The organism is Bacillus sp. OV322, from assembly GCF_900112495.1.
Lineage (GTDB): Bacteria > Bacillota > Bacilli > Bacillales > DSM-1321 > Peribacillus.
In genome coordinates this window covers 159,265-177,510 of the sequence record NZ_FOMA01000004.1, presented here as the reverse complement: position 1 = coordinate 177,510, position 18,246 = coordinate 159,265, and the positions used below count along the sequence as shown (strand labels likewise).

Below are 18,246 nucleotides of genomic sequence, written 5' to 3'. Positions count from 1 at the left end.
TCCTAATTATTGGTTTGGGAGAGCTTCAGCTAAAAAACTCTTGATAATAGTTTAATAATGTGTAAATATAGTTGTCAAGACACCTGTTAAAACAGGAGGCGCAAATATGGAATTCAGTGATGTAATTGTAATCGGGAGCGGCATTGCAGCGCTCGCTGTTGCAATAGAAGCAAGCAGGTCAAAGAATGTGAGAATCATCACAAAGTCAAAGCTTCGCGACAGCAACAGCTATCTGGCACAGGGCGGGATTGCTGCTGTCATGTCTGAGGACGATGCAACTTCAAAACATATAGAAGATACAATCATGGCCGGGAGAAATACAAATTCTCTTCAGGCGGTAAAAAAACTGGCGGAACATGCGCCTGAAGCAATGAAGGCGTTAATTTCTGCCGGAATGGATTTTGATAGAAACTCTGAAGGTCAATTGATTCTTGGCATGGAAGGTGCCCACAGTGAACGAAGAATTCTCCATAGCCATGGAGATGAAACAGGTAAACACTTGATTGAACATTATCTGAAAAAAGTAAAAGAAACTTCCATTGAAATATTGGAGGATACATGTGCTATCCAATTGATTCTTGCCGAAGACGGAGCCTGCATGGGCGTCAAAACGAGGGATCATGAGGGGAACATCATGAAGCATTACGGTTCGCATATTGTCATCGCATCAGGCGGCTGCGGTTCGCTGTTCCGGTTTACCTCCAATTCACCTGGAGTGGCGGGTGACGGGCTGACGCTTGCTTTTTTGGCAGGAGCCCGGATCCGGGATATGGAGTTCATCCAATTTCATCCGACGCTCCTCTCTATTGATGGAGTCACAAAAGGGCTTGTATCAGAAGCAGTGAGAGGCGAAGGGGCCGTTCTTGTGGATGAGTCGGGAAAAAGGATCATGGAGGATGTCCACGCTCTCAGAGATCTCGCACCCCGCCATATTGTCGCGCAGACGATATATTCCTATCTTACTCTCGGAAAAAAAGTGTATCTGGATATCTCCATGATCAGCCAGTTCCGCGACCGGTTTCCAACGGTGGCAGCACTTTGCCTGGAACATGGCATTTCCATTGAGAAAGGCAAAATACCAGTTGCACCGGGAAATCATTTTTTAATGGGCGGGATTGAAACAGACCATCTTGGCAGGACATCTGTTAAAAATTTATATGCGGCAGGAGAAGCGGCCTGTAATGGCGTTCACGGTGCAAACAGGCTTGCCAGCAATTCTCTGCTTGAAGGGATCATTTTTGGCACGGAGCTTGGAAAGCATCTTGGTGATCTCAAAGCAGAAAGATGCGGCAGCATGGAAAAATCGGAGAAGTTCTATAAAGCAGGAAACCTGCCGAAACTTTCTCTTCTGAAGAAAAATCTGATGCAGCATGCCGGGATTGTCCGCAATGAACAGGGGCTTTTAGAACTCAAAAGCTGGATTGAATCCTATGGCATGCCTGAGGTGCTTGATATTAGCAGGGAAATGCTGACTCATGAGGAGCTTGCCAGTGTGAATGGGCTGATTGTGTCATGGCTCATTTGTGAGTCGGCACTTTTGAGAACAGAAAGCAGGGGAGGACATTTCAGGAGTGACTATCCTCTTGAAAATGACGGCGTCTGGCTTACGGACTTTATTTCATTTACGAAAAATGAACTGCTAGATTCTTTGAAAGGGACGTGTTCGTATGAACAAATTAAAGCTTAAAAAAATGCTGGAACATTTTTTCATTGAAGACATTGGCGACAGGGATGTGACGAGTGATTCATTATTTAAAAACGAGATTGGCACATTGACCTTCATTGCCAAAGAAGCGGGTGTTTTTGCAGGCGAAGATGTAATCAGGACCGGATTTTCCCTGCTTGATGATACAGCAGAAGCTGAGCTGTTTATCAAAGACGGAGATTCTTTTGAAAAGGGCACAGAGCTTGTGCATATTAAAGGAAATGCTGCGGCCCTCCTGAAGGCGGAGCGCGTGGTGCTGAACCTTGTCCAAAGGATGTGCAGCATTGCTTCAGAATCAAGAAAAGCGGCGGATATTGTGGCGGGAACCATCACCAAAGTCTGCGATACAAGAAAAACCACCCCGGGACTCAGAATGCTTGAAAAATATGCTGTGCGCTGCGGAGGCGCTTCCAATCATAGGTATGGCTTATACGATACGGTCATGATCAAGGACAATCACATCTCGTTTGCTGGATCGATTGCAAGAGCAGTGGAGCTGGCGAAAGAAGAAATCGGCCACACGGTCAAAATTGAGGTTGAAACCGAATCCGCAGAACAGGTGAAAGAAGCAGTACAGGCGGGTGCGGACATTATCATGTTCGACAACCGCTCACCTGAAGAAATCCGGGAACTGGTTTCACTTGTGCCAGATCATATCATCACAGAAGCTTCAGGCGGCATCACCCTTGATACATTAGTTCATTACAGAGATACGGGCGTCGGCTATATTTCCCTCGGCTGCCTGACACACAGTGTACGGGCGCTTGATATTAGTGCCAAAGTGAAGATTCCCTCATTGCAGGTACAATAGGAGGCTACTATGAACATATTAGAACTTGCCCAAAAACAAAGCACAATGATGCCTGATAAGTATAAAACAATGAGCACCGAAGCAATGGAAGCTCGGGTCAGGGAGATTAAAGAGCTGCTCGGTACCTCACTTTATATCCCCGGCCACCATTACCAGAGGGAAGAAGTGATCATGTTTTCGGATGATACGGGTGATTCCCTTCAGCTGGCCCAGCTTTCTGCGCTGAACAAAGAAGCGGATTATATCGTATTCTGCGGCGTCCATTTTATGGCTGAGACGGCAGATATCCTGACAAACGAAAATCAGGTGGTTCTGCTTCCTGATATGAGGGCAGGCTGCTCCATGGCGGATATGGCAGATATCAGCCAGACAGAACGCGCCTGGGCAAAGCTTCAGGATATATACGGAGATACCATCATTCCTCTGACATATGTAAATTCAACAGCGAGCATCAAGGCGTTTGTCGGCAGACATGGAGGAGCGACCGTTACTTCATCCAATGCAAAAGAGATGGTGACATGGGCGTTATCTCAGAAAGAGCGGATATTATTTTTGCCTGATCAGCATCTTGGCAGGAATACAGCGTTTGATCTGGGGATTCCGCTTGATGCCATGGCCGTCTGGGATCCGGTAAAAGATGTGCTTGAGGATGAAGGGAAGTCCGATATCAAGGTGCTTCTCTGGAAAGGGCATTGCTCTGTCCATGAAAATTTCACTGTCCCAAACATTGAGGCATTACGTGCCACACAGCCTGACATGAATATCATCGTGCATCCTGAATGCAGGAGGGAAGTGGTCGAAGCAGCTGATTATAATGGATCTACCTCCTATATCCTCAAAATGATTGAAAATGCGCCGCCGGGCAGTAAGTGGGCAATCGGAACAGAAATGAATCTGGTCAAAAGGCTGATGAATCATCATCCTGATAAAGAGATTATTTCGCTGAATCCTAATATGTGCCCATGCCTTACCATGAACAGAATTGATCTGCCTCATTTGCTGTGGTCACTTGAGTCGATTGTGGATAAAAATCCGGTCAATGTGATAAGCGTGGATAAGCAGATTGCGGATGATGCAGTACTTGCACTAAATAGAATGCTTGAAAGAGCATAAAATCTCCCGGGTATATAGAAATTCTCATATATGATATCAATGTTCGATGATCCATGGACCTTGCTTACCTTTTTCATTCTGTTATGATACTCTCAACATAACAGCAATTAGGAGGCAGCATAATTTGGATAAAGCTCTCTTACACGAAGCAGAGGCCTTCATTAAAAGCAGTTATGAAGAGCTGGGTAAATCAGAAGAAGAAATACAAGGGCGCATTACAGAAGTCAGAGCGGCCATTGAAGAAGACGGTTTTTATGAGCATACATTTGAGGAGCTTGAATACGGCGCGCGGCTTGCGTGGAGAAACAGCAACCGCTGCATTGGAAGGCTGTTTTGGGAAAGCCTGAACGTATTTGATCAAAGGGAGCTTATTGCAGCCGGTGACATAAACGATGCCCTGCAAAAGCATATAGAATTTGCAACGAACGGCGGTGCAATCCGTCCTTCAATTTCAATCTTTAAGCCTGCAAAAGAAAGAGAAAACGGTGTCCGCATTCACAATCACCAGCTGATCCGTTATGCAGGATATGAAACAGAACAAGGGATTCTTGGAGATCCTGCTTCCATACCGTTCACAAAACAGTGCCTTGATCTTGGATGGAAGGGCGGGAATACGCACTTTGATGTGCTTCCTATCGTCATTAGTGCTGGGGGCTGTTCTCCTGAGTTATTTGAAATACCCCGAAGCCTTATAAAAGAGGTGGATGTAACACATCCGGAATATCTCTGGTTTGAAGATCTGGGGCTGAAATGGTATGGAGTTCCGATCATTTCCGATATGCGTCTGGAAATAGGCGGCATTTCGTACCCTGCCGCTCCTTTTAATGGCTGGTACATGGGTACGGAAATAGGGGCAAGGAATCTGGCTGATGCGGACAGGTATAATATGCTGCCTCGAGTGGCAGATTTAATGGGGCTTGACACAAAGCGAAATAATACTCTTTGGAAAGACCGGGCCCTGATGGAATTGAATGCAGCTGTTTTGCATTCCTTTAAAAAGGCAGGGGTCTCAATTGTCGACCATCATACAGCGGCAAATCAGTTCAAGCTTTTTGAAGAAAGAGAAAAGGCAAAAGAAAGGGAAATGACGGGAGACTGGACATGGCTCATTCCACCCGTTTCTCCAGCAGCCACCCACATTTTTCATCAGTCATATAAAAACGAAATCAAAACACCGAATTATTTTTATCAAAACAAAACTGATTTATAACATAAGGCCTGCAGCGCTCTGAAAAGGATGCTGCAGGCTTTTTTTTATGTACGGTAAGATAAAAGCAGAGTCAGGAAGAAACTTTTTTGTCCTCCAAATCCCATGACAGCATCATAAAAAGGGTTCCTTTCGCATAAGTTTTGAGGAAAATGATAGCAATTTGCCTAATGCTTCATAGTATATATGGACATATGCACAGGAGGGATTGTCAGCGTGAAAATTCATATAGTCCAAAAGGGCGATACACTTTGGAAGCTCTCGAAAAAGTACGGAGTCAGTTTTGAAGAGCTCAAGCAAGTAAATTCCCAGCTCAGTAACCCGGATATGATGATGCCGGGCATGAAAATTAAAATACCGGGATCTTCCGGAGTGAAAAAAGAAGCACCATCACAATCAGGGCACGGGACGGTGAAGGAGGCTCCAAAGCCCCATCAGCAGCCGGTCCAGCAGTATAAACCACCGGTAAAGGAAGCGCCGATAGCAAAGCCTAAGGAAATGCCGGTTCCCCCGAAGCCGATGGCGCCCGCTCCAAAAGAAATGCCGATCGTGAAGGAAAAACCAATCATAGTGGAAAAACCGATTATAAAAGAAGTTCCTGTTCCGCAGCCGGTTATGCCGGAAATCGACATAAATAATTATTATATGGTCAATATGGCCAACATGAGTGTGCAAAAGCCGCCTGCACCCAAAAAGATAAAGCCGGTTAAAATAGAAAGTCCGGAAGTATTGCCGCCAAAGCCTGTGGAAATGCCGGTGATGGAGCAGCCGGAATGTGTACCTGTGACGCCGATCATGCCTGGAAGCGGCTTTTGCCCGCCGATGGGTTTTGAGCCATGGTCTTATGGCCTGCCGATACAGCCCATACAGCCCATACAGCCCATGCAGCCCATGCAGCCCATGCAGCCCATACAGCCCATACAGCCCATGCAGCAGGTGCAGGGAGTGACAATGAATCCATATTATGAAGAAAGCTCATCCTCACATATGCATGAACATCATCATGCAATGAATATGCCGCCATATCCTCAAGGCGGACTGTACCAGCCATACCAGCACTATCAGCAGGAGCATGGACATCACCATCATCATCATGGATACGAGTCCTCCTCTGACATCATGCCTAACTACCAGCAGCCTTTTTACGGTGGAACACAGCCTGGCTACGGCAGCCCGATGGTCCAGGGAGCGAACACTCAATTTGCGCCACATGGCATGCATCATCATTTTGAGTCTTCATCCGAATCTTCAAGTGATATGATGCACCATCACGGCAGCAATCAGCACTTCGGACCGCCGATGCCGCAATATTATCAAGAGCCGAAATATAAACCGCAGAGCGGCTGCGGCTGCGGACCTGGAGAATCTTCTGATGGATACGGCTCGTCTATGGGGCATTATCCGCAATATGCTAATCCGGGACATGACGGAAACCCGGGTCCTGGAGGATATCCGCCGATGGGCGAATATATGCAGCATGGAGGCGGACAGGAACATTTCGGCATGCAAGGACACGGAATGGAACCATATGGACAGCAAGGAATGTACGGAGGTCAGCAAATGGGAGGCCAGCCGGGAATGCATGGAGGCGCGCAAATGGGAGGCCAGCCGGGAATGCAAGGTAGCCAGCAAATGGGACCTCAGCCGGGAATGTACGGAGGCCCTGAAATGGGAGGCCAGCAAGGTATGTATGGAGGCCCGCAAATGGGAGGCCAGCCGGGAATGCATGGAGGCACGCAAATGGGAGGCCAGCCAGGAATGTATGGAGGCCATCAAATGGGAGGCCAGCCGGGAATGCAAGGAGGTCCGCAAATGGGAGGCCAGCCGGGAATGTACGGAGGCCCGCAAATGGGAGGCCAGCCGGGAATGCAAGGAAGTCCGCAAATGGGAGGCCAGCCGGGAATGTACGGAGGCCCGCAAATGGGAGGCCAGCCGGGAATGCCTGGAGGTCCGCAAATGGGACCTCAGCCGGGTATGTTCGGAGGTCCGCAGATGGGACCTCAGCCAGGAATGTTTGGCGGGCCGCAGATGGGTGACGGAAGGCCATTTGGCAACCCGGCATTTGACGGGATGCAGGCTCCGTTCAGCCAGCCGCAATTTGGAGGAGAAGGAATCCCTTTTCAGCCTTTAGGTCAGGAACATCCATACGCTGGGCCTTTCTTTGATGGAAACAGCCCAATGCCAGCATATGGCATGCCGGTTTATGCAGATGAAAGCGATGAGTTTTAATTTTGGGGGAGACAGTGTATTTTACACTCGTCTCCTGTCTTATTTAAAAGAAAATGGCATTCTCCTTGAATCACTGAAGCATATAAGAAGCCATGTGTTCATCCTGAAATGCCATAATGCAGAGCCGATGATTTTAAAACGTTTTGATTCTGCGGGGGATTGGGAAAACCAAAAGCTGCTCACCTCATTACTGAAAGAAAGAGGTTTTTACAAAACATATGATATATACGACATTCCCCCGTTTTACTATGAATACGGGGTATTTGGATGTATTCAGTACTTAGAGCCCGCAAGCAGGCCGTTTCACTTTTCTGACAGCAGAGACCGAAGTGAGGGACTCAGTCTGCTGGACGAATTCCATGCTATTTCCTCGCAGCTTCCAAGGGAATTTTCAGTGCGCATTCACCGTTTTCGGCAAATCGATAAATGGCAGGAACGTCTGCAGGCTTTCAGGCAAAACTTCCAGAACGTTTCGCGGTATGTGTCTGACAGTATCTTGAAGAGCTGGCTAAGCTGGGGTGAATGGGCCCTCCAGGGGATGAGAGATCATCAATATGATCTTTGTGCTGAGGAAAATGTCATCATCCACGGAGACTGTGCACACCATAATTTTTTGCGCAGTAAGGAAGGAGAGCTGTTTTTAATTGACTTTGACTTAATTTCATCCGCTCCAGCCATGATGGATGATCTGCAGTATTGCAATCGTATTTTAAGCTATCTGGAAAATCCGGCAGAAGAATTATGGACGTATCCTGAAATAAACAGGTACAAAAACAATACGGCCTTTTTATATGCACTTACCTATCCTGCAGATGTGTTCAGAGAATGGAACAGGCTGATTCGCGAAAATCAGCTCGGAAACGGGGCACAGCTGCATCATATCTGGAAGCTGACCGTTGAAGAATATCCAAAAAGGATGAAAATGAATGCCGGTATATCGCAAAAAATCCTGGAAAGCAGCGGAGCGTAAATCTGGTGTGAAGTGTCAGTATAAAGCAGGCCCCCGTCATGAATCCTATTAGGGAGATACGTTTTATCTCACTTTGCGAAGGGGGTTTTGCCGTTGAGAAAACGATGGACGATGCCGCTTTGTATGATGCTTGCTGCAGGATTAGCCGGCTGTTCTGCGGGAAATGTAGCTGAAAACGGCCAGAAAAATACGGATGCCGTCAGATCCGAAAAGAACATGACAGCAAAAGATAACCTGGCAAGGAATATCAGTGACCGTGCACCATTGTTTGGGTCTTCAGGCAATAAGGGGAACGGATTGGGGAATCTGGGAAACCCTGCTGTACCGCTTGGCTATAACAGCGGAAACTTAGACCAGGATTACAGCACAAGAGACAGAAACTATCATAATCATGAAGGAATTCCCCAAAGAACAAGAAGTTCGTATTACACTGCGTATGAAGGTGCGCTTGTTGACCGCATTGTCAAAAAAGCCAACTCCGTTCAGGGTGTAAAAGATTCACGGGCAATTATTACACGTGACCGGATACTGGTCACCCTGCTCGTTAAAAATAATCAGTCTCCTTCTGATGTTAAACAAGAAGTGAGAAACAAGATAAATAATCTTTCAGGAAAAAGGGAGCTGACTGTTGTAAGTGACCAGGGCCTTTACTACAGGGTGATTTCACTTGATAATGACCTTCGCGACGGCGGCCCGAGAGATACGGTCCTTTTAGACGCGCAGGATTTGTTTGACAACCTGGATCTTCATAAAAATCACGCTCAATAAGACGAGCCCGGCATCCTGATGAGGTGCCGGGCTTTTTAGTTATAAAATACTTTTTTAAGCCGGATAAAATTTCTTGTTTTGGCCAAACTAGGGCTAAAAGGTATTCCATTTTCTAAAGAAGAGGTGATTGGAGATGAAGAGCCGTTTACTGTTACTGTTCGTGATGATTATTGGAATTTCGGCCTCCGGTGCGCTGGCAGCTGGCGCGGAAAAGCCATCTCATTCTGAAAAGGAAACAACTCCGGTTATAAAGGAGCCGCTTGAAAGGAAGGTCATTCTCAAGAGGCACTATTTAGACGGAGAAGTGAGCGAAGAAACCGTAACTGAAACCATTTTGTCCATGGAGGATTTTTGGGCCAAGTACGAAGACTGGCAGCTCGTGGATCAAAATTCAGACGAAATGGTATTCAAAAAGCAGGAAAATGACATTTCACCTTTGATGAAGGTTAATGGATTTTTTGGCATATCAGAGGATGGAACACTTTCCATATTCAACGGCAGGCCCGATAATCACCCGATAATCATACATTCCTTTTTCCAAATTGATTTAGGCCGTCTTGATTCTTATAAACAAAAAGAACTGTTAAAGGGCATTCCTATTATGAATAAAGACCATTATGAAGAAGTAATAGAAGCTTATAAGCCTTATTCCGTCCTGAAAACTAAAAACTAGGGCAGTGAAGGGGCAGGTAATTTCCATTTTACTGGATAACAAATCCGGATCAGGGGTGATTCGAGCGGAATCCCCGCTGATTCGGGCGAATTGCCGCAGCGTCGTATAATCTCCTTCATAAGAATAAGAGAAAGCAAAGCGGACATGAAGGTGTTCCGCTTTTTCGTGGTTGCTTCCCAATCTTTTCTCAACTTTCAAGGTGTGGTATGGTACAATGAGAGGTACAGCAAAATCAGGGAGCGAAGCGATTTGTATGATTATATTAAAGGAACAATAGATTATATCGGGCCTGAATACATTGTGGTGGAAAACGGGGGAATCGGATATCAGGTGATGACACCGAATCCTTTTATTTTTTCGTCGAAGCTGCATGATCAAGTCCAGATTTTCATATATCACCATGTGCGCGAGGATATTTTTGCGCTGTATGGTTTTGAAGCAAGAGAAGAAAAGGCTTTGTTCACAAAGCTTCTGAATGTAACGGGAATCGGGCCTAAGGGTGCGCTTGCGATCCTTGCGTCCGGGCAGGTGGATCAGGTGGTCCAGGCGATTGAAAATGAAGATGAAACCTTCCTTGTCAAGTTTCCTGGAGTAGGAAAGAAAACAGCACGCCAAATGATTCTTGATTTAAAAGGAAAGCTTGAAAACATTGTGCCGGATTACTTCCCTAGTCTTTTCAATGATAAGCTTGCAGAAGGGGCGCGGGCTGCCGGATACCTTGAAGACCTGGAAGAAGCGGTGCTCGCCCTGAAGGCGCTCGGCTATTCTGAAAAAGAAGTCCAGAAGGTTGCAAAGGTACTAGGCAAGGAAGAATTAACGACTGAACAATATATTAAAAAAGCGCTGCAATTGATGTTAAAATAAGGGGTGGAGATATGGAGGAGAGAGTTTTCAGCCAGGAAGCCGACCTAAGCGAACAATCCTTTGAACAAAGCCTTAGACCGCAAACACTCAGACAATATATTGGCCAGGAAAAAGTGAAGGCTAACCTCAGCGTCTTTATCGAGGCTGCGAAAATGAGGGAAGAAACGCTTGACCATGTGCTTTTATATGGACCGCCGGGACTTGGGAAAACAACCCTTGCCGTCATCATTGCCAATGAAATGGGCGTGAATGTCCGCACCACCTCAGGACCTGCTATTGAAAGGCCGGGAGATCTCGCCGCCATCCTAAGCGCACTTGAACCGGGGGATGTGCTTTTTATCGATGAAATCCACAGGCTGCCAAGGGCGGTTGAAGAGGTGCTGTATCCGGCGATGGAGGATTTCTGCCTGGATATCGTCATTGGCAAAGGACCGGCTGCGCGTTCTGTCCGCATTGACCTGCCGCCCTTTACGCTTGTTGGTGCGACAACAAGGGCTGGTTCTCTTTCCGCACCTCTAAGGGACCGTTTCGGCGTCATGAGCCGGCTTGAGTATTATACAGAGCCGCAGCTGAAGGAAATCGTTGTCCGTACAGCAGAAATCATGGATACGGATATTGATGTCCGCGCTGCCGGTGAAATTGCCAGGCGGTCAAGGGGCACGCCGAGGATTGCAAACCGTCTCCTCCGGCGGGTAAGGGATTTTGCCCAGGTCAGGGGAAATGGCACGATTACAGAGGAGCTTGCGGATTATGCTCTGGAATTGATGCAGGTTGACCGTTTAGGACTTGATCATATTGACCATAAATTACTTAAAGGGATTATCGAAAAATTCCGCGGCGGCCCAGTCGGTCTTGAAACCATTGCGGCAACGATCGGCGAGGAGTCGCATACCATTGAGGATGTGTATGAGCCGTATCTGCTGCAGATCGGATTCATTCAGCGCACTCCAAGGGGAAGGCTGATTACAGACCTTGCCTGCCGCCATTTTAATATGGAGCTTCCTTCTCCGTAAAAGGGAAACAGGCATTTTAGCAAATGCCCAAGAATAAAAACTGCAAACAGGAAGAAGAGGAACAGCATGAAAGTAGATATGTTTGATTTTCATTTGCCTGAGAACTTAATTGCACAGGTTCCATTGGAAAATAGGGAAGAAAGCCGGCTAATGGTTCTCGATAAACAAACAGGCAGCATCAATCATGAAATATTTAAAAATATTACAAGCTATCTTAAACCGGGTGACTGCCTTGTTTTGAATGATACAAAAGTGCTTCCGGCCAGGCTTTTTGGCAGCAAGGATGATACAGGGGCCAAAATCGAGGTGCTTCTTCTGAAGCAGGAAAACGGCGATTCCTGGGAAACTCTTGTTAAACCGGCAAAAAGAATTAAAGAAGGCTCAAAGATCATTTTCGGAGACGGAAAGCTGACGGCTGTCTGCACAGGCGTCCTTGATCATGGCGGGCGGATTCTTGATTTCCAATATGACGGGATTTTTTATGAAATACTTGAGGACCTTGGCCAAATGCCGCTTCCTCCTTATATCAAGGAACAGCTGGATGACCAGGACCGCTATCAGACTGTGTATGCAAGAGAGCGCGGCTCAGCGGCAGCACCGACTGCAGGGCTGCATTTCACAGAGCATTTGCTAGAAGAGATTAAGGAAATGGGTGTACATATCGCGTTTATTACGCTTCACGTCGGCCTTGGCACGTTCAGGCCTGTAAGTGTGGATGATATTGATGCACACGAAATGCATTCGGAATTTTACCAAATGACCGAAGGCACATCAAGGCTTTTGAACGAAGTGAAGGCACAGGGCGGCCGGATCATTACCGTCGGAACGACCTCAACAAGAACGCTTGAAACCATTGCTTCCAAAAATGATGGTGTTTTTAAAGAAGACAGCGGCTGGACAAGTATCTTTATTTTCCCGGGATATGAATTCAAGGGCATTGACGGAATGATCACGAATTTCCATTTGCCGAAATCCACGCTGATCATGCTTGTCAGCGCGCTGGCAGGGCGTGAGCATGTATTGAATGCTTATGAAACGGCCGTGCGCGAAGAATACCGCTTTTTCAGCTTTGGCGATGCTATGCTGATTAAGTAATTGCCTGTCTTTAAATCCGAGTATGCCTTCCTTTACGGTTTGGCTGTTTTTCACGAAAGGAGTTATTGCGTTGACTGCAATACGTTATGAATTTATAAAAAAAGATAAACAAACAGGTGCCAGGCTTGGGAGGGTCCATACTCCACATGGCTCATTTGATACACCGGCTTTTATGCCTGTAGGAACACTTGCCACTGTTAAAACGATGGCGCCTGAGGATTTAAAGCAGATGGGCGCAGGCATCATCCTCAGCAATACGTATCACCTGTGGCTAAGACCCGGCCATGAAATCATCAAGGAAGCGGGCGGGCTGCACAAGTTTATGAACTGGGACCGTGCCATCCTTACTGATTCAGGGGGATTCCAGGTCTTTTCCCTGAGTGAATTCCGCAAAATTGAAGAAGAAGGCGTACATTTCAGAAACCATCTGAATGGGGACAAGCTCTTTTTGTCACCTGAGAAGGCGATGGAGATCCAGAATGCGCTTGGTTCGGATATTATGATGGCGTTTGATGAGTGCCCTCCGTTCCCGGCAACTGAGGAATATATGAAAAAATCGGTAGAGCGTACATCACGCTGGGCAGAGCGCTGCCTTGAAGCGCATGCACGCCCTTCTGACCAGGGGCTGTTCGGAATCGTACAGGGTGGAGAATTCGAAAACCTTAGAAGGCAAAGTGCGAAGGATCTGACTTCTCTTGATTTCCCTGGATACGCTGTCGGCGGTTTATCTGTCGGTGAACCGAAAGATGTGATGAACCGTGTGCTTGAATTCACGACACCGCTTCTTCCTGAGAACAAGCCGCGCTACCTGATGGGAGTAGGCTCTCCGGATTCGCTGATTGATGGTGCGATCAGAGGGATTGATATGTTCGACTGTGTACTTCCTACAAGGATTGCACGAAACGGGACACTGATGACTTCGAATGGGCGCCTTGTCATCAAGAATGCCAAATATGCACGTGATTTTGGCCCGATTGATGAAAACTGCAGCTGCCATGTTTGCCAAAACTACAGCCGTGCTTATATCCGCCACTTAATTCGCTGTGAAGAAACGTTCGGAATTCGACTTACGACTTATCATAATCTGCATTTTCTGTTAAACTTAATGGAACAGGTCAGACAAGCCATCCGCGAGGACCGTCTTGGTGACTTCAGAGAAGAATTTTTTGAACGTTACGGATTCAACAAACCGAACGCTAAAAACTTTTAACTCATAATGATAATTGAAAGGAGAGATACATGATGGGTGGAGGCATAGGCACAATTCTTCCTTTGATTTTAATGTTTGTTGTGTTTTACTTCTTATTGATCCGTCCGCAGCAAAAGCGCCAGAAAAACGTTTCTAACATGCAAAGCAGCCTGAAAAAGGGCGACAGAATCGTAACAATCGGCGGATTGCACGGAAGCATCGACTCTATTGACGAAACTAAAATCGTCGTTCTTTGCGGAGATGGAAGCAGACTTACATACGATCGCTCAGCTATCCGTGAAGTAACGGAGAGCGCTCCGGAAAAAAAGGAACTGGTATAACATAAAAAAGACGGTATCTTTTGAAAAGATGCCGTCTTTTTTTATGCCTTTTTAAGGGTTGTCTGTAGATTTCCGCTACAGACGCTTCCTTTCCGGGGGGCGTTCGCCGAGCCTCCTCGTCGCTTGGCTCCTGCGGGGTCTCGCCTGAAACGCTAATCCCCCAGGAGTCAAGCGTCTTTCGCTCCAATCAATAAAGTAAAGAGCTTTTTCAGTCTTATTAAGAGGGGAAAGGTTATTGATTTCCATAAAAATGGATAATTGGTCCAAATCAGCCCTGATTAGAGCGAAATCGGGTTTGATTAGAGCGAAATATCCCTGCATTCGAGCCAATTGATGATTGTCCGAAAAAATCACTTCGAATTGGAGCTTAAGTTGACCCCGAGCACGCCGCCCATCATGGCCGTTAAAATAAAGCAGCCCTGATAAATCCATTCTTTCAGTGAAAAGAGGGAGTCGTGTCCAAGATATTTAAATAGCATGATGATAATAAGATAAAGCAGCCCAGTTCCTCCCCCGAGCATCCAGCCTTGCTTTTTGCCCCTTCCGCCAGAGATGAATCCTCCGATAAACAGGGAAATAAACGAAGCAGCCATAATGATATACGTGAGTGAGGTCTCGGTCACGCTTGTAAATCGGAGCAGAATCGAGAAGATAAAGCTCGAAATAATTGCGAGGACGAAGATGACACCCGCACCGTATAAAATTGCTGAACCCATCTTTTTTGTTTCGATGATTTTCCTCTCCCTTCAAGCCTCTATTCTGAGCACCACGCTATATGTGTCTTTGTACAAGCATATTCAGGGGGGCATTTTTTTAGAACAAATGGAATGGTAAGTTTAAACACGCATTATTCCTGACAAAACCAGCCATTCTAATGATATCGATGCCAAAAATGAAAGGGGCTTTTCATAATGGAATATGCAGGAGTGATAATAAGGACCCTTATTTTATATTTAGTGATGATGGTCATTTTCAGGCTGATGGGAAAACGGGAAATCGGTGAATTAAGCATCCTGGATTTAGTGGTGTTTATCATGATTGGAGAAATGGCTGTCCTTTCCATTGAGAACCCTGATATTCCGATAGTAAAGTCCATTTTGCCTATGGTTCTTTTGATGATTATTCAAATTATCCTGGCTTTACTTTCTCTAAAAAGCCAGAAATTCAGGGAGGTGCTCGACGGAAAACCTTCGATCATTATCAGCCAGGGGAAAATAGATGAACATGTGATGAGGAAGCAGCGCTATAATTTTGATGATTTGCTTTCACAGCTGCGTGAAAAAGACATCCTCAATATCGGGGAAGTGGAATATGCGATATTGGAGCCATCCGGCCAGCTTTCTGTGATTGAAAAAAAACAGGGGGAAAAGCAGGAAAAGGTTTCGCCGTTCCCATTAATCATAGACGGGGTGATACAGGAAAAAAGCCTCTCCAGGCTGCATAAGGATGAAAAATGGCTTCTGCAGCAGCTGAACAGGCAAGGCTATCATTCCATCAGCCAGGTTTCATTTTGCACCTGCATTGATGGAAAACTGTATATTGACGAACAGGACAGTCAGTGAAAGGCTAATTTAGAGAGCATGTTTCCGACAACAGGTATCCGCTTTAGTTCCTTCTTTTTGATTCCGCCTGTCAAAAGCAATAAAAAGGTATAGGTGATCGTAATGACAGCGAGCGATAGGAGCAGGCGCGGCACTACTGGTTCTCCATAAAGCAGCGTGCGGTATGTATAATCACCGCACCAGCCAGCGGCAAAGGCTATTGCGAGCGGTATGGCATAATCCCGGAATTTCAGTGTGAAGGGAATAATTTTAATAATGGTCGTAAAGTGCAGGAATGTAACTAAAATCGTTCCGACGGCAATTCCTATTGCGGCTCCCATGATCCCGAAGTTCTCTTTTGAAGCGAGAAGCCAGATGATGGCAATCTTAACAATCGCACCTGCAAGGCTGTTGAACATGGCTGACTTTGCCAGATTCATTGCCTGAAGCATGGACTGCAGAGGCATTTGATAATAAAACAAAATGAAAAAAGGAGCGAGGAATTTTATAAAGACAGCGGCATTGGATGATCCGTACATCACCTGCAGAATCGGCTCTGCCAGAACAAACATCGAGACAACAGCAAGGCACCCGGTGACGAAGGTAATTCTTAATGTCTGCTGAAGCCTGCGCTCGACAAGCAAAACATCGCCTCTGGAATTTGCCTCGCTTACGGCAGGAACGAGTGAAGTTGCAAGTGATGTGGTCACGAACGATGGCAGCATCAAAAGCGGAAGTGCATATCCGGTCAGCTCACCATACTGCCTTGTTGCCATGGAGGCAGAGACACCAGCAAGTGCCAGGCTTTGCGCCACTACAATCGGTTCGAAAAACCATGCCAAAGATCCGATGAATCGGCTTCCTGTTGAGGGAAGGGCGATGCTCATCAATTCCTGGAAGGTTCCTTTTCCTGATTTCACCATGCCAAAAAAGTTCTTTCTGACCTTAAAATGCTTCTTTAACTTAAACGCAGTCATTAAATACACCAGCGACACCAATTCCCCGATAATAGAGGCAAACATCGCCCCTGCAGCTGCAAATTCAATTCCATAAGGAAGAAACGCTTTTGTTAAAACGGCAATAAAGGTAATCCGGGCAATCTGTTCAATCACCTGTGAAAAGGCGAATGGCTTCATATTCTGCTTTCCTTGGAAATATCCCCTGATGACAGATGATACCGCAATAATAGGCACAATCGGTGCTATGGCCATTAATGGCCAAACCGTGCGCGAATCAGTGAAAAGCGTATCGGACAGCTTAGGCGCTAAGATAAGCATGGCTGGAGTGAAAATCATCGAAAGAGAAAAGGTGCATGTAATGGCTACAATCAGGATTTTCTTGATTTTCTTTTCATCGCCCTTGGCATCCGCCTCTGCCACAAACTTCGATATGGCGACAGGCAGGCCAAGCTGGGTGATATTCACGACAAGAAACAGAGTCGGAAGTGCCATCATATATAAGCCAACGCCTTCTTCACCAATAAACCGGGCGATGACAATTCTATTGATAAAGCCCAATACCCGAGTGATTAAACTGGCTAAAAGAAGAATCAGCGTCCCTTTTAAAAATTTTGACATCTTATCCAATCCCTGCCTTCTCAAAAAAGCTGATATCATATACAATTATCTATATGCATGAAGCTGGACAAAGCATGACAAGCTGACTTAAAAAACTTGCTTTTCACCCTAAAATGAAAGAGGGTATGGTCATGGAAGAAAAGCATCCGTATCAGGCTTATTACGGGCATATGCTGCCAGCGCTGAAGAATAAAAAAGAGGAACTGCAATTGCTGGGTTTCGATGCTGTGAAGGAAGAAGATATCTGGCAATGCCTGATCAAGAAAAAATGGAAAAAGCCGATTGAGGACATTCACATTTATGAAATTATGGATGACATCCTGTCCCTGGCCCCCGGCACCTTCATGACCTTCACAACCATAGAAGCCTATAAAGGTCCAAGCCTGCTCGACGGAAATTCCCTGGAAGAGCTTGCTGAGCTGTTCAGGGACTAGGGCTGGAGGCCAAAAGGGGCGAGCCTGCAGCCAGTTCTCAGTTTATTTTTCTGAATATTAATATATTTGTTTTTTGCCTGCACCTCGTGGTCATAAGTGAATTGAAGTCAAAGAGCGCCTTCTATTCTTACGCGTCTTATGCAGGTCGGAGGCCCCAAGGATGGGGGTCACAAAGACGTTGCGGCAGGACGCGGTGTTCTTAGTCTTTGATCCTCTACACGCTTGCGCTTTTTATGTAATCCAGCTCCAGCGCCTAGCTCGCTGAGGCCTGCAGGATGCAGGTCATGAAGGAGTTTCTGCAGGATGCAGAGCTTTTAGCCTTCGTTCCTTGTAAGATGTTTTGTCCTCAGAAGGCAAAGAGCGCCTTCCAAGGCCAAAACCCTATTTGCTTAGGCCCCCAGGATGGGGGTCACAAAGACGTTGCCGCAGGACGAGGCGTTCTTAGTCTTTGATCCTATGAACAAGGCGCTTCCGCTTAATAGATAATCCAGCTCCAGCGCCTAGCCTCTCGAGGTCATAAGCCACGCAAGAATTGAAGGCAAAGAGCGCCTTCTATTCTTACGCGCCTTATGCTGGTCGAGGCTGAACAGGCGCTTGCGCTTTTTATGTAATCTAGCTCCAGCGCCTAGCTCGCTGTGCAAAAGATGTTTTGTCCTCGGAAGGCAAAGAGCGCCTTCCAAGGCCAAAACCCTATTTGCTTCGCGAGCTGAACAAGG

The 18,246-nt window shown here is 46.4% G+C and carries 17 protein-coding genes; 15 read left to right on the top strand and 2 right to left on the bottom strand.

Features of this window, described 5'->3' with window-relative positions:
- Nucleotides 1-106: 106 nt before the first annotated feature.
- The 13 genes from nadB to yajC all read left to right on the top strand — a co-directional run bounded on the left by nadB (nucleotide 107) and on the right by yajC (nucleotide 13,978).
- A complete protein-coding gene (nadB, locus tag BM126_RS11150) occupies nucleotides 107-1,687 on the top strand; it encodes an L-aspartate oxidase (RefSeq protein WP_090989584.1) in 1,581 nt (526 codons plus the stop codon).
- Complete coding sequence (gene nadC, locus BM126_RS11145; protein ID WP_090989583.1) at nucleotides 1,668-2,516, top strand: carboxylating nicotinate-nucleotide diphosphorylase; 849 nt, start codon at nucleotides 1,668-1,670, stop codon at nucleotides 2,514-2,516. Before nadB ends, nadC begins: the two co-directional genes overlap by 20 nt.
- 9 nt (nucleotides 2,517-2,525) lie before the next feature.
- Nucleotides 2,526-3,629, top strand: coding sequence for a quinolinate synthase NadA (nadA, locus tag BM126_RS11140; protein ID WP_090989582.1), 1,104 nt, complete (start codon nucleotides 2,526-2,528; stop codon nucleotides 3,627-3,629).
- Between the two features lie 124 nt (nucleotides 3,630-3,753).
- Nucleotides 3,754-4,839 carry a nitric oxide synthase oxygenase gene (locus BM126_RS11135; RefSeq protein ID WP_256213064.1) on the top strand — a complete coding sequence of 362 codons (1,086 nt, stop codon included), beginning with the start codon at nucleotides 3,754-3,756 and terminating at the stop codon, nucleotides 4,837-4,839.
- Nucleotides 4,840-5,052: 213 nt separating this feature from the next.
- Nucleotides 5,053-7,065: a SafA/ExsA family spore coat assembly protein gene (gene safA, locus BM126_RS22380; protein WP_177201403.1), complete on the top strand. Its 2,013-nt coding sequence runs from the start codon at nucleotides 5,053-5,055 to the stop codon at nucleotides 7,063-7,065.
- Complete coding sequence (locus tag BM126_RS11125; protein ID WP_090989580.1) at nucleotides 7,055-8,035, top strand: phosphotransferase; 981 nt, start codon at nucleotides 7,055-7,057, stop codon at nucleotides 8,033-8,035. Before safA ends, BM126_RS11125 begins: the two co-directional genes overlap by 11 nt.
- A 93-nt stretch (nucleotides 8,036-8,128) precedes the next feature.
- Nucleotides 8,129-8,803, top strand: a complete 675-nt coding sequence (locus BM126_RS11120) for a YhcN/YlaJ family sporulation lipoprotein (RefSeq protein ID WP_141770066.1) — start codon at nucleotides 8,129-8,131, stop codon at nucleotides 8,801-8,803.
- Between the two features lie 133 nt (nucleotides 8,804-8,936).
- Nucleotides 8,937-9,476: an intercompartmental signaling factor BofC gene (locus BM126_RS11115; protein WP_090989578.1), complete on the top strand. Its 540-nt coding sequence runs from the start codon at nucleotides 8,937-8,939 to the stop codon at nucleotides 9,474-9,476.
- A 249-nt stretch (nucleotides 9,477-9,725) separates the two neighbouring features.
- Nucleotides 9,726-10,340 (top strand): Holliday junction branch migration protein RuvA, encoded by a 615-nt coding sequence (gene ruvA / locus BM126_RS11110; RefSeq protein WP_090989577.1) that lies wholly within the window; start codon nucleotides 9,726-9,728, stop codon nucleotides 10,338-10,340.
- A gap of 11 nt (nucleotides 10,341-10,351) precedes the next feature.
- On the top strand, nucleotides 10,352-11,353 hold the full coding sequence (gene ruvB / locus BM126_RS11105; protein WP_071350031.1) for a Holliday junction branch migration DNA helicase RuvB: 1,002 nt from the start codon (nucleotides 10,352-10,354) through the stop codon (nucleotides 11,351-11,353).
- A 66-nt stretch (nucleotides 11,354-11,419) separates the two neighbouring features.
- Nucleotides 11,420-12,448, top strand: a complete 1,029-nt coding sequence (gene queA / locus BM126_RS11100) for a tRNA preQ1(34) S-adenosylmethionine ribosyltransferase-isomerase QueA (protein ID WP_090989576.1) — start codon at nucleotides 11,420-11,422, stop codon at nucleotides 12,446-12,448.
- Between the two features lie 64 nt (nucleotides 12,449-12,512).
- Complete coding sequence (tgt, locus tag BM126_RS11095) at nucleotides 12,513-13,658, top strand: tRNA guanosine(34) transglycosylase Tgt (RefSeq protein ID WP_177201419.1); 1,146 nt, start codon at nucleotides 12,513-12,515, stop codon at nucleotides 13,656-13,658.
- Between the two features lie 32 nt (nucleotides 13,659-13,690).
- The gene (gene yajC, locus BM126_RS11090; protein WP_071350028.1) at nucleotides 13,691-13,978 is read left to right on the top strand and encodes a preprotein translocase subunit YajC; all 288 of its coding nucleotides are present in this window, start codon (nucleotides 13,691-13,693) and stop codon (nucleotides 13,976-13,978) included.
- Between the two features lie 350 nt (nucleotides 13,979-14,328).
- Here yajC and BM126_RS11080 read toward each other — a convergent pair whose 3' ends face one another.
- Nucleotides 14,329-14,694, bottom strand: a complete 366-nt coding sequence (locus BM126_RS11080; protein ID WP_090989573.1) for a TIGR04086 family membrane protein — start codon at nucleotides 14,692-14,694, stop codon at nucleotides 14,329-14,331.
- A gap of 195 nt (nucleotides 14,695-14,889) precedes the next feature.
- On the opposite strand from BM126_RS11080, the gene BM126_RS11075 reads away from it, so the two are divergent.
- On the top strand, nucleotides 14,890-15,540 hold the full coding sequence (locus BM126_RS11075) for a DUF421 domain-containing protein (RefSeq protein WP_090989572.1): 651 nt from the start codon (nucleotides 14,890-14,892) through the stop codon (nucleotides 15,538-15,540).
- On the opposite strand, the gene spoVB is transcribed toward BM126_RS11075, so the two are convergent.
- Nucleotides 15,534-17,096 (bottom strand): stage V sporulation protein B, encoded by a 1,563-nt coding sequence (gene spoVB, locus BM126_RS11070; protein ID WP_090989843.1) that lies wholly within the window; start codon nucleotides 17,094-17,096, stop codon nucleotides 15,534-15,536. The two genes, BM126_RS11075 and spoVB, sit on opposite strands and share 7 nt — an antisense overlap.
- A 113-nt stretch (nucleotides 17,097-17,209) precedes the next feature.
- Here spoVB and BM126_RS11065 point away from each other — a divergent pair, with 113 nt between their 5' ends.
- Nucleotides 17,210-17,530 (top strand): post-transcriptional regulator, encoded by a 321-nt coding sequence (locus BM126_RS11065; RefSeq protein ID WP_256213063.1) that lies wholly within the window; start codon nucleotides 17,210-17,212, stop codon nucleotides 17,528-17,530.
- The last annotated feature ends 716 nt before the right edge of the window (nucleotides 17,531-18,246 follow it).